Raw genomic sequence first — 12,762 nt, 5'->3', positions numbered from 1 at the left:
ACCGAGCGCTTGCTTGGTTTTCAAGGAGGGGTTTCTGCCAGAACGTAGGGTGATCGGCTCAAACGCGCCAATCACTACTATCGGCTAGCTACAGATTGATCGGCCGCCTGCCAGCCAGGGCATGGGCCAGAGTGCCGCCATCGACCAATTCCAGTTCGCCACCCAGCGGCATGCCATGGGCGATCCGTGAGGCCACCAGACCTTTATTGACGAGCATCTGGGCAATGTAATGCGCGGTCGCCTCGCCTTCCACGGTGGGGTTGGTGGCGAGAATGACTTCGCTGAATGCGCCATCGTCGATGCGCTTGAGCAGTACGGGGATGCCAATCGCTTCCGGGCCTAAGCCATCGAGCGGCGACAAATGCCCCTTGAGGACGAAATAGCGGCCCCGATAACCGGTCTGCTCCACCGCATAAACATCCATCGGACCCTCGACCACACACAGCAAACTGTCATCACGTCGCGGGTCCAGGCATAGCTGGCAAACCTCCTCCTCGCTGAGCGTGCGGCAGCGTGTGCAATGGCCGACGCCCTCCATCGCCTGCGTCAGCGCCTGGGCCAGGCGCAAGGCGCCACTGCGATCCCGCTCGAGCATCTGCAAGGCCATGCGCTGGGCGGTCTTCTGCCCGACGCCGGGAAGAATGCGCAGGGAGTCGATCAGATGGCGGATCAGGGGGCTGAAACTCATGACAAGCACTCAACAATGCAGAGAGGCGACGGGCATTGGCACGCCAGGTTGAACGAAGCGTTAGCCAACCAGCAGCAGTTCAAGGCGCGCGAAGATGGGTATCGCTGTGCTCAACCCATCCTCCAGCTTCACGGACTCAGAATGGCAGCTTGAAGCCTGGGGGCAACTGCATCCCGGCGGTCATGCCGGACATCTTGTCCTGGCTGTTCGCCTCGATCTTGCGCACTGCATCGTTCACCGCGGCGGCGATCAGGTCTTCGAGGATTTCCTTGTCTTCCTGCATCAGGCTGTCGTCCAGGCTGATGCGTTTGACGTCGTGGCGACCGGTCATCACCACGCTAACCAGCCCGGCGCCGGCCTGCCCGGTCACTTCGGCGTTGGCCAGCTCTTCCTGCATCTTCTGCATTTTTTCCTGCATCTGCTGGGCCTGCTTCATCAGCCCGGACATGCCACCTTTCATCATGATTACTTACCTCGGTTATTTATCGACGGGTTCGATGGTGTCTTCGCGGATCACGGCAGCGAACTGCTGAATCATCTGCTGCACCAGCGGATCGTTATGAATCGATGCTTCGGCATTGGCCTGGCGCTCAGCGCGCCGGCGGGCTGCAGCCTGGGCCGGAGTTTCCTGCTCGGGCTTGCGCAGCTCGATTTCCAGCTTGAGCTCGCGGCCATGGTATTGGTTCAGCGCGTCGTTGACGCGGCGCTGCTGCGTGGCATTGAACAGCGCACTTTGCGCCGGGTCCAGATGCAGCCGCCAGGTATCGCCTTCGACCGCAACCAGCGTGCAGTTAGCCGCGATACTACCGGTCAGCCCGCTGATGCCCAGGCGCGGAAACAGATCGAGCCACTCGGCGGCCAGACCGGTGGCCGGCTGCGAGGCGGCGGAAGGTTCTGGTTCGGGCGCTGCGTGCACCTCGCCAAGATCGGGCATGACCTCCAAGTATGTGGATTCGCTGTCGATTCCGTAATAGTCATCGTCGCCGAGCGGCGGCTCCTCGTCGTCGACTTCACGAGAGTCATCGACTGCCGGCGCAGACGGTGTTTCCTCAACCCTGACGGCTGGCGGTTCAGCAGCCATTACCACCGGAGCCGGGGTGGTTGGCGCAGGCGTCTGCACCTCCCACGGTAAGTCGATGACTTCAGCGACCGGCTCGGCCGTCAGCGGGCTTGGTTGCACGATCGGCTCGGCAGCAACCGGCGCCTCAACCGCTGCGGGAGCCACCACCAGAGCGGCTGCCTCACCGACCGGCAGCGGCGCGTGAAGGGGAGCAACAGCAACAACCGGTGCAGCCACGGCGGCGCCGGCCACTGGGTTGGAACGGGGATCAGTTGTGGCCTGGCTGATCCCGACTGGCTTTAGCGCCACCCTCGGCGCATCGTCGCTATCGGCTGGCCGGAACGCCAACATGCGCAACAAGACCATCTCGAAACCACCGCGCGGGTCCGGCGCCAACGGCAAATCGCGGCGACCGATCAAACCCATCTGGTAATAAAACTGCACATCCTCGGCAGGCAGTGCCTGTGCCAGCGCCAGCACCCGATCGCGATCGCCTTGGCCATTGTCGATGGCATCCGGAAGCGCTTGGGCGATGGCCACCCGATGCAGGACATTGAGGATTTCGGCCAACACACCGTTCCAGTCCGGGCCCTGCTCGGCGAGATGGCGAACCGCTTCGAGCATGGCCCGCGCATCGCCCTCCAACAGCGCATGCAGCACGCCGTAAACCTGGCCATGATCGAGGCTGCCCAGCATGGCGCGCACGTCGGCGGCCAGCACCTTGCCTTCACCAAAGGCGATGGCCTGATCGGTCAGGCTCATAGCATCGCGCATCGAACCGTCGGCCGCGCGGCCGAGCAGCCACAGTGCGTCGTCCTCGAAGGGCACGCTCTCGGCAGTCAGTACGTGGGTCAAATGCTCGACCACGCGCTCTGGCGGCATGTTCTTCAGAGAGAACTGCAGGCAGCGCGACAGGATAGTGACCGGCAGTTTTTGCGGGTCAGTGGTCGCCAGCAGGAATTTGACGTGGGGTGGCGGCTCTTCGAGCGTCTTGAGCAGCGCATTGAACGAGTGCGTGGACAACATGTGCACTTCGTCGATCAGATAGACCTTGTAGCGTCCGCGCGTCGGTGCGTATTGCACGTTATCCAGCAGCTCGCGCGTGTCTTCGACCTTGGTACGGCTGGCGGCGTCGACTTCGATCAGGTCGATGAAGCGGCCTTCGTCGATCTCCCGGCACACCGAACACACGCCGCAGGGCGTAGAGCTAACCCCGGTTTCACAGTTCAGGCACTTGGCGATGATCCGCGCGATGGTGGTCTTACCCACTCCGCGGGTGCCGGTGAACAAATAGGCATGGTGCAGGCGCTGGCTGTCGAGGGCGTTGATCAAGGCCTTGAGCACATGGGTCTGGCCGACCATTTCGCGGAACGAGCGCGGGCGCCATTTACGTGCAAGAACCTGATAACTCATTAAAAAACCGTCGCGACTGGAAAGCGGAAGTGGGCTAATCCTAGCGGAGCAAGGGGCAAATTGCACTCGCCATGCAGCGCTGCATCAGGCCTGCACAGCAACGCAGGCGCGGCTGGGCCGAACACGAGACAGGAGTAGCGAATTGGGGAGATTTGCAGGCAGGCGCAGCGAAAGTGCTGGCTGAAAATGGAGGCGGCCCCTCCAGCCACACCTCGGCACACAATGTCACCGCTGCGGCTGCTCCCTTCCAGGTCTGACCGGGTTCACGGCTGATCGTTGCGAGGGGACCGAAGGGACCACCATAACGCTGCCCGCCTGGCGGCGAGCCGCGCCATTGTACCGGCTTGAAGAGAACTTACAACCGCCTGCCAGCGATTAAAAAACACATCCGCGACAAGCACTTGCCGAGCTAGCTTGAAGTCAGCGTCATACCGTTCGGCGCGACCGCCCTGACATCCCTGCACGCTTGGCTAGCCTTGCAGCAACGGCCCGCACGCTACATCGGCCAAGGTCTGAAGCGTACCGAAATGACGCAGTGGTGCCGCTCGCAGAAGGACAAGCGAAACAGGAGCCGCACCATGCCCAACAAGCACAGCCCCTTTTATCCGATCATTTATGTGCGCGGTTACGCCATGACCGCTGGCGAGATCGATCAGACCACCGCCGATCCGTTTTGCGGCTTTAACCTGGGTTCGACGGTCTACCGCGCCGTCGCCGAGAAAGACCGGCAACCACGCAAGTTCGTCTTCGAATCACCGCTTATTCGCCTGGCCACCGACTTCGGCTATCGCGACGTGTATGAAAACGGCTACGACATCCTCGACCCGGAATGGCAGGCCGATACGGACAGCCCGCTGAGCAGCCGCTCGGTGATCATCTACCGCTATTACGACGAGGCCTCGCGGCTGTTGGGCATCGGCAAGACCCCGAGTCTGGAAGCGTTTTCCAGCCAGCTCGGTGAGCTGATCATCAAAATCCGCGACCTCGTTTGCGGGAATGCCGCCAATGGCATCGCCGCGGCGGATTTTCGCTGCTATCTGGTGGCCCACTCGATGGGCGGCCTGGTGTGTCGCGGGCTGCTGCAGAATCCCAAGCTCGATAAACGTGGCGCGGCCAAGCTGGTCGACAAGCTGTTCACCTACGCCACGCCGCACAACGGCATTGAGCTGCTCGGGGTCAATACGCCGAGCTGGCTGAGCCTTAATGACATCAATAATTTCAGCCGCGACAACCTGGCCAAATTCCTCGATCTGGCCGACGCGTACAAAGCCACCGGGCGAGTCGACTGGCTGCCGGAAAAGCGCTTTCCCAGCGAACAGGTGTTCTGCATGGTCGGCAGCAATCGCCTGGATTACGAAGCCGCGCTGGGACTGTCGCGTACCTTTGTCGGCCATGGTAGCGACGGCTTGGTGCGGATCGAGAACGCCACCCTTCGGGGCCTCGATGCGCAAGGCAAGGAGTGCAGCCAGTGCGCTAAGGCGTTCACCTACCGCGCCCATTCCGGCTTCTTCGGCATCGTTAACAGCGAGGAGGCCTACCAGAACCTCACGCGTTTTCTGTTCGGCGATGTGCGCGTCGATCTGTGGCTGGATATCGACGACATCGCCCTCCCCGACGAGCTGCGCAAGGCCGAGGCCAACGGCGAGACGGTCAATGCCCTCTACCAGATCGAGGTGCTGGCCTCGCCGCGTGGCAAGTTGTGGTACCTGACCCGGCGCACCGTCGAGGAAGACTCGGTGGCCTGCCTGGCGCACCAGGATTGGAAGCGCGAGCCGAAGAAAAACAGCTCGCTGTACCTCTCCACCTTGATTCTCGCCAACCGCGCGCGGGTCAATCCGCGACGCAGATCGCTGGCCTACAGCCTGGCCTTGAATATCCGGGTACCCGACTACGAGGTCGAGCGGCGCCTGTGGATCAATCAGCACTTTGAAGGCAGCTATCTGTTTCGCAACGCACTGATCCTGGAACTGGTCCCGCCACCCGCCAACGACCCAGATGCCTGGCGCTTCACCTTCGCCTGGCAGAACCAAGGAGTCAGTCAGGCGCGCGAACAGCTGGATGCCAAGGCATTGAAGAATGGCAAAGTCGAAGTGAAAGTACCGTTCGACAGCGGAACCCGACCCGGAATCAAGGGTCAGCTACGCTTCGTGGTTTCCACTTGGAACGCGGACTGATGCATCCATGTCGCTCGCAACACAGAGACGCACATCCATTTGTGCTAGCGTGCGGCGCTCGCCACCGGGCACTGGCCTGATAAAACCAACATTCGTAAAGGGAGCTACATCATGGCAATAAGCAAAGACCAGCTGATCACCGATATCGCCGAAGCCACCGCCTCGACTAAGGCCGCCGTCCGCTTGGTCCTCGATCAATTGAGCGAGATCGTCAGCGACGCCCTGGAAAACCACGATGAAATCACCCTGCCAGGCATCGGCAAGCTGAAAGTCGCCGAGCGCCCTGCGCGCACCGGCCGCAATCCGCAGACCGGCAAAAGCATCGAAATCGCCGCCAAGAAAGTCGTCAAGTACGTGCCGGCCAAAGCCCTGACCGACGCATTGAACTAAGCCCAACGCCTGTAGGAGCCGGCCATGGGCCGCTCCTACATTCGCGCTGGCTACTGAATGCCGTGACCGGCCAGCATGGACACAAACTCCACCTCATCGAGCACCCGCACTCCCAGCTCACTGGCCTTCGCCAACTTCGAGCCAGCGCCCGGCCCAGCGACCACGCAGGTGGTTTTCACGGAGACCGAACCGGCGACCTTGGCTCCCAGCCCTTCCAGCTTCTCCTTGGCCACATCGCGACTCATGATCTCCAGCGCGCCTGTCAGCACCCAGGTCTGACCCGCCAACGGCAAGCCTTCGACCACCTTTTTCTCGCTCGCCCAATGCATGCCGAACTCGGCCAGTTGCGCTTCCATGGCCCGGGCGCGCTCGGTGTTCTGTGGATTGGCAAAAAATTCGCGCAACGATTGCTTGGCCTTTTCGTTCAACCCCTTCATCACGCTCAGCTCCAGCCAGTCCTGACTGAGGGCGATCACGGCGTCCAGGCTGCCGGCCTTCTCCGCCAAGTTTTTCGCTCCGGTGGCGGCGATGAAGGCGATGTCGAGTTTGGCCAGCAATGCAGCCAGCGTGACGGAAGCGGCGAACTCAGCATGCAACTCGCCCTCCTCCTGCGGCTCCACGCCACGTTCGAGCAGCAGGGCGATGACCGTGCGGTTATGGTCGTCGTCGAAAAAGTTGTGAATCTCATAGGCCACTTCGGCACCGATGTCCGGCAGCCAGGTCAGCACCTCCGGCAGCGCCCGCTGAATGCGCGCCAGCGAGCCCAACGAGCGAGCCAGAGTCTTGGCGGTTTCTTCACCGACATCGGGAATGCCCAGCGCGTAGACGAAGCGCGCCAGGCTCGGCCGTTTACTGTCAGCGATGGCCGCCAGGAGATTGTTGCTCGATAGTTCAGCGAAACCTTCGAGCCCGACGATTTGCTCGAACTGCAGGGTGTACAGATCGGCCGGCGAACCCACCAAGCCCTCATCCACCAACTGCTCGACGCTCTTCTCGCCCAGCCCTTCGATATCCATCGCGCGCCGCGAGACGAAATGGATGATCGCCTGTTTGAGCTGCGCACCGCAGGCCAGCCGGCCGACGCAGCGATATACCGCGCCCTCGCTGAGGGTTTCCTTGCCCTTGCTGCGCTTGACCAACTGAGTGCGCTCGACCTGCGAGCCGCACACCGGGCACTGCTCAGGAATAAGCACTGGCCGCGCATCGGCTGGACGCCGCTCAGTTACTACCTGCATGACCTGTGGAATCACATCACCGGCGCGGCGAATGATCACCGTATCGCCGATCATCAGCCCCAGTCGCGCCACTTCGTCCATGTTGTGCAGCGTCGCGTTGGAGACGGTGACGCCGGCCACCTTGACCGGCTTGAGGCGTGCCACCGGCGTAACCGCGCCGGTGCGACCGACCTGAAACTCGACATCGAGCAGCTCGGTCAGCTCCTCGCTGGCGGGAAATTTATGCGCGATGGCCCAGCGCGGTTCGCGCGCGCGAAAACCCAGCTCGCGCTGCGAGGCCAGGCTGTTGACCTTGAACACCACGCCATCGATCTCATAAGCCAACGTCGAACGACGCTCGCCAATATCGCGGTAATAGGCCAGACACTCCTCGACACCGCGCGCCAGCTTCAGCTCCCGACTGATCGGCACGCCCCAGCCCTTCAGGGCCTGCAGCATGCCGACCTGACTATCCGGAAGCTCGCCTTGCACGCAGCCCACGCCATAGCAGCAGAACTCCAGTGGCCGGCTGGCGGTGATCTTCGGGTCCAGCTGGCGCAAGCTACCAGCGGCGGCGTTGCGCGGATTGGCGAACGTCTTACCGCCACTTTCAGCCTGACGAACATTCAACGCCTCGAAGCCGGCCTTGGACATGAACACTTCACCGCGCACTTCCAGTACCGCGGGCCAGCCCGTGCCTTGCAGCTTGAGCGGAATATTGCGCACGGTGCGCACGTTGGCGCTGATGTCTTCCCCGGTACTGCCATCGCCACGCGTGGCACCGCGCACCAGTACGCCGCTCTCATACAGCAGGCTAACCGCCAGGCCATCGAGCTTGGGTTCGCAGCTGTATTCAACCGCGGCGCCAGCACCGAACAAGTCATTGACCGGCAGATCCAATCCTTCACTCACCCGCCGGTCAAACTCGCGCAGATCGGCGTCTTCAAAGGCGTTGCCGAGGCTGAGCATCGGCACCTCATGCCGCACGCTGCCGAAGGCGCTGAGCGCCGTACCACCGACCCGCTGGGTGGGCGAATCGGGCGTAATCAACTGCGGATATTGGCCTTCCAGCGCCTTCAGCTCGTTGAATAGACGGTCGTACTCGGCGTCCGGCACGCTCGGCTCATCGAGCACATAATAGCGGTAGTTGTGCGCATCCAACTGATTGCGCAGCTCAGCGATTCGTTCGGCGGCCTGGGTGGTGGCTTCGGTCATGGTGTGGCTCTCGGAAAACGAAAAGAGCAGCCTTGGCTGCTCTTTCATAATACAGGCGGCCCGCATGCGGGCCGTTGCGCTTAACGGCGCTGGTTCAGCAGCTTGTTGCGTTCGAATTCGACGATACGTTGACGATAGTGCTCGATGGTCTGCGCGGTCAGGACGCTGCGGTGATCATCCTTCAACTCGCCATTCAGCTCGTGAGCCAGTTTGCGCGCCGCAGCGACCATCACGTCGAATGCCTGCTTCGGATGCCGTGGTCCCGGCATACCGAGGAAGAAGCTCACGGCACGGGTACGGAAATGGTCGATATCGTCGAGATCGAAGGTGCCCGGCTTGACGCCGTTGGCCATCGAGAACAACACCTCGCCATTGCCGGCCATGCTTTCGTGACGATGGAAGATGTCCATTTCGCCAAAACGCAGGCCACTTTCGAGAATGTTCTGCAGCAGCGCCGGGCCGTTGAAACCATCTTCATCGCGAGCGACGACGTTGATCACCAGCACTTCTTCGACCGGTGGCAGATTAGCGCTTTCGTCTTTCTTGGCCGCGCCCTTGTGCTTCTTCGGCTCGTCGCCTTCCACCGGGTTGAGCAAGGTTGGCGGCTCATCGAGACCGAGTTCCAAGTCGCCCTGCTGCGGCTCGACCGGCGTACCGCGGCGACGATTCAGCTCGCGGGCATTCATCACCGGCAGTTCTTCTTCGTTCAACGCCGGCTCTTTGGAGCGCGAAGTTACCCGTGCCGGGCCTAACAACTCCGGATCGCCATCCTCCTCGGGAAGATTCGAGAAGCTGCGATCCAGCTTGAATTTCAATTTGCCTTTGCCGCCTCGCATGCGCCGCCAGCCGTCAAACAAAATGCCGGCGATAACAATGATGCCGATGACGATCAGCCACTCGCGCAGACCGATTTCCATGTAACCCCTTAACCCCTGAAAATTATGATGAAGAAGGACGTCCTCGTCCCTTTGAATCACGGACAACTGTATGTTCTTACAGGCTTTTTCCGTGCATATAACATCTGTAGCAAAAGTGTGGCTAAAGCTAGCACGACGAACGGCAGTTTTGCACCGTTAGCGTGCCATTCTCTTTATCGCCGACTCAGGCCTCAACCATGGCCAGCGCTTCCTCGACATCCACCGCTACCAGCCGCGAACAACCGGGCTCGTGCATGGTGACCCCCATCAGTTGATCGGCCATCTCCATGGCGATCTTGTTGTGGGTAATGTAGATGAACTGGACTTTCTCCGACATTTCCTTGACCAAGCGCGCGTAGCGACCGACGTTGGCATCGTCCAGCGGCGCATCCACTTCGTCGAGCATACAGAACGGCGCCGGATTGAGCTGGAAGATGGCGAACACCAGCGCCAGCGCGGTAAGCGCCTTCTCCCCACCCGACAGCAAATGAATAGTACTGTTCTTCTTGCCCGGTGGCCGCGCCATGATGCTTACCCCGGTATCGAGTAGATCCTCGCCGGTAAGTTCCAGATAAGCGTTGCCGCCGCCGAAGACTTTCGGGAACAGCGCCTGCAGGCCGCCATTGATCTGATCGAAGGTTTCCTTGAAGCGGTTGCGGGTTTCTTTGTCGATTTTGCGGATGACGTTTTCCAGCGTTTCCAGCGCCTCGACCAGGTCGGCGTTCTGCGCGTCGAGATAGCGTTTGCGCTCGCCCTGTTGCTGATACTCGTCGATCGCCGCCAGGTTGATCGGACCGAGCCGCTGAATCCGCGCGGCCAAACGCTCCAGTTCGTCTTCCCAACCCTGCTCGCTGGCCTCGCCCGACAAGGTAGCGAGCACGCCGTGCAGGTCGTAGCCGTCTTCCACCAGTTGATCGTGCAGCGCTTTGCGGCGCACGTTGAGCGCCTGCCATTCCATGCGCTGCTGCTCCAGCTGACCGCGCAGCAACTGCGACTGCTGCTCGGCCTGGCTGCGGCGTTTCTCGGCATCACGCAGTTCGCGGTCGGCGTCTTCCAGCGCAAGGCGGGCCTGTTTCAGCTCGTCCTCGACGCCCATGCGTTTTTCCAGCAACTCCTCGAGCTTGAAGCGCAACTCTTCCAGCGGTGCGGCGCCCTCTTCCAGATTGAGGGTGAGCTGTTCCCGGCGCTCCAGAGCGCGGGCGAACTGCGTTTCCAGGCGTTCCAAGGCCTGGCGGGTAGATTCGTACTGGGCAGTGATCGAGCCCAGACGCACGGCCAACTGGTGCGCCTGGTCCTTATGCTGACGGGCATCCTGCCGCACCCGATCGAGACGCTCGCGCAACTGATCGCGCTGCGCCAGCAGCGATTCGCGCTGCTCGTTATCGATGGCCATGGCGTCCAGGGCATCCTGCAATTGCAGACGCCCTTCGCCGAGTTGTTCGTGCTCCAGGCCGCGCTGCTCGCCGAGTTCGGCTAATTCTTCGTCAAGACGGCGGCGACGCAAGATCAGCTGTTCGACCTTGGCCTGGCCAGCCGACAGCTGCGCCTTCAGCTCGCCCTGCTGGCGGGCTTCGTGCTGCAACAGACGACGCTGCTGTTCACGGGCTTCTTCCTGCTGACGCTGGCGCTCGCGCAAATGTTGTAGGCGTTCATCGAGGACCACCAAGGCCGCCTCGCGCTCATCGCGCTCGCCGGCCAGCCGCTCAAGCTCCTGACCACGCGCCAGCACCCCGCTTTCCGCCTCGCTGGCGCGGCGCACGCGGAGGAAATGCCGGCCGACCCAATAGCCGTCGCGGCTGATCAGGCTCTCGCCATCGGCCAGCTGGGCGCGTTGCGCCAGCGCCTCATCGAGCGATGCCACCGGCTTCACCCGTGCCAACCAGGGTGCCAGATCGATAGCCGCCTCGACCTTGTCGAGCAGACTGCCGGCCACCCGCACGCCACCCTTGGCCGGGCTGACCAGGCGCAAATCACCCTGGGTGAAGGTGCTGAGATCCAGATCGGCCAAGCTTTGCCCGGAGGTCTCGTCGAGCAATACCGCCTGCAGGTCCGCGCCCAGTACGGTTTCCACCGCCAATTCCCAGCCCGCTTCGACACGCAAGCCTTCGGCCAGTCGTGGGCGCTCGGCCAGGTGCTGCTCGCGCAACCATTCGGCGGCGCCTTTACCGGGATTCAACGCCGCCTGTTGCAGCGCCTCCAGCGAAGCGAGTCGGCCGTTCAAGCGTTGCAACTCGCCTTGCGCCTGCTGCTGGGCCTGCGTCGCGTGCTGCAGTTCGCCGCGCACCTGCTCCAGTCCATCGACCAGCTCCAGCTCGGCGGCATGCAGCTCTTCGAGAGTCAGCTCGCTGGCCGCGACCTGCTCGGCCAGGTCGAGAATCGCCGCGTCCTCTGGATCGGCGGCGAGCAGTTGGTGTTCATCGCTGAGGCGCCGTTGCCGGTCGGCCAGGCGCTCGAGGCTCTGTTCCAGCTGCTGGATGCGCGCCTGCTGCAGTTCGGCCTGGCGGCGCGGCGCGGCGGAATGCTGATTGAAGCCGTCCCACTGCTCCTGCCAGGCATGCATAGCGCCTTCGGCATCTTCCAGCTGCGCTGCGGATTCCTCGGCGGCCGCCGCACTGATTTCCTGCTCGGGACTCAGCTTGGCCTGTTCTTCGCCAAGGGTGGCGAGCAAGATGCGGTCGTGGCCCAGGTGCGACTCGGTTTCCAGGCGCGCGCGTTCGGCCTCGTTGAGATCGTCCTGCAACTGCCGCAAACGCTGCTGACCGTGCTGGATGCTCTGCTCGACGCGAGCGATATCACCGCCCACCGAATAGAAGCGCCCCTGCACCTGATTGAAGCGCTCGGACAAATCGTGATGACCATCGCGCAGCCGCTCGATACTCGCATCGGCATTGCGCTGCTCGGCGACCAACGCTTCGAAGCCGACTTCCTGATTGCCGATCACCGCTTCCCGCTGGCCGACCTGCTCATTCAGCGCCTGCCAGCGCAAGGCCGACAGCTGTGCCTTGAGCTGGCGCTCCTCGGCCTTGTATTCCTGATACTTTTCCGCCGCCTGGGCCTGTCGATGCAGGCGCTCCAGCTGGCGTTCGAGCTCATCGCGCAGGTCGGTCAGGCGCGCGAGGTTCTCGTGGGTACGGCGAATGCGGTTTTCGGTTTCGCGACGGCGCTCCTTGTACTTGGAGATGCCGGCCGCTTCCTCGATGAAGTTGCGCAGGTCCTCGGGCTTGGCCTCGATCAGCTTGGAGATCATGCCTTGCTCGATGATCGAATAGCTGCGCGGGCCGAGGCCGGTGCCGAGGAAGATATCGGTGATATCCCGACGCCGGCATTTCACGCCGTTGAGGAAATAGGTGTTCTGGCTGTCGCGAGTGACCCGACGGCGGATGGAAATTTCCGCGAAGCTCGCGTACTCGCCGCCGAGGCTGCCGTCGCTGTTGTCGAAGATCAGCTCGATACTGGCCTGGGTCACCGGCTTGCGGGTGTTCGAGCCGTTGAAGATGACGTCGGTCATCGACTCGCCGCGCAGATTTTTCGCCGAGCTCTCGCCCATCACCCAGCGCACGGCGTCGATGATGTTCGACTTGCCGCAGCCATTTGGCCCGACCACAGCGGCCATGTTGCTGGGAAAGCTCACGGTAGTTGGATCGACGAAGGATTTGAAGCCCGCCAGCTTGATGCACTTGAGGCGCATGCT

The 12,762-nt window shown here is 62.1% G+C and carries 8 protein-coding genes and 1 other RNA gene; 2 read left to right on the top strand and 7 right to left on the bottom strand.

All coding sequences use genetic code 11. The features are described 5' to 3' along the window. Window positions 1-88 precede the first annotated feature (88 nt). The 4 genes from recR to ffs all read right to left on the bottom strand — a co-directional run bounded on the left by recR (window position 89) and on the right by ffs (window position 3,454). Complete coding sequence (recR, locus tag NVV93_RS08080; protein WP_258253911.1) at window positions 89-688, bottom strand: recombination mediator RecR; 600 nt, start codon at window positions 686-688, stop codon at window positions 89-91. Window positions 689-824: 136 nt separating this feature from the next. Continuing rightward, a complete protein-coding gene (locus NVV93_RS08075) occupies window positions 825-1,151 on the bottom strand; it encodes a YbaB/EbfC family nucleoid-associated protein (protein WP_258253910.1) in 327 nt (108 codons plus the stop codon). A gap of 15 nt (window positions 1,152-1,166) precedes the next feature. Further along, window positions 1,167-3,161, bottom strand: a complete 1,995-nt coding sequence (gene dnaX, locus NVV93_RS08070; RefSeq protein WP_258253909.1) for a DNA polymerase III subunit gamma/tau — start codon at window positions 3,159-3,161, stop codon at window positions 1,167-1,169. Between the two features lie 196 nt (window positions 3,162-3,357). Continuing rightward, window positions 3,358-3,454, bottom strand: an RNA gene (ffs, locus tag NVV93_RS08065) — signal recognition particle sRNA small type. A gap of 285 nt (window positions 3,455-3,739) precedes the next feature. Here ffs and NVV93_RS08060 point away from each other — a divergent pair. Together NVV93_RS08060 and NVV93_RS08055 are read left to right on the top strand one after the other, a co-directional pair. Next, window positions 3,740-5,335 (top strand): triacylglycerol lipase, encoded by a 1,596-nt coding sequence (locus NVV93_RS08060; RefSeq protein ID WP_258253908.1) that lies wholly within the window; start codon window positions 3,740-3,742, stop codon window positions 5,333-5,335. 111 nt (window positions 5,336-5,446) lie between these two features. Beyond that, entirely contained in the window at window positions 5,447-5,725 is a 279-nt protein-coding gene (locus NVV93_RS08055) for an HU family DNA-binding protein (protein WP_258253907.1), read from the top strand. Between the two features lie 50 nt (window positions 5,726-5,775). Here the strand turns inward: NVV93_RS08055 and ligA are convergent, their stop codons facing one another. The 3 genes from ligA to smc form a co-directional block, all read right to left on the bottom strand. Continuing rightward, window positions 5,776-8,154, bottom strand: a complete 2,379-nt coding sequence (gene ligA, locus NVV93_RS08050) for an NAD-dependent DNA ligase LigA (protein WP_258253906.1) — start codon at window positions 8,152-8,154, stop codon at window positions 5,776-5,778. Window positions 8,155-8,234: 80 nt separating this feature from the next. Then, window positions 8,235-9,071 carry a cell division protein ZipA gene (gene zipA, locus NVV93_RS08045; protein WP_258253905.1) on the bottom strand — a complete coding sequence of 279 codons (837 nt, stop codon included), beginning with the start codon at window positions 9,069-9,071 and terminating at the stop codon, window positions 8,235-8,237. 184 nt (window positions 9,072-9,255) lie between these two features. Next, window positions 9,256-12,759, bottom strand: a complete 3,504-nt coding sequence (gene smc, locus NVV93_RS08040; RefSeq protein WP_258253904.1) for a chromosome segregation protein SMC — start codon at window positions 12,757-12,759, stop codon at window positions 9,256-9,258. Window positions 12,760-12,762 lie beyond the last annotated feature (3 nt).

The organism is Pseudomonas sp. LS44 (assembly GCF_024730785.1).
Classification (GTDB): Bacteria; Pseudomonadota; Gammaproteobacteria; order Pseudomonadales; family Pseudomonadaceae; genus Aquipseudomonas.
This window is presented reverse-complemented; position numbering and strand designations above follow the sequence as displayed.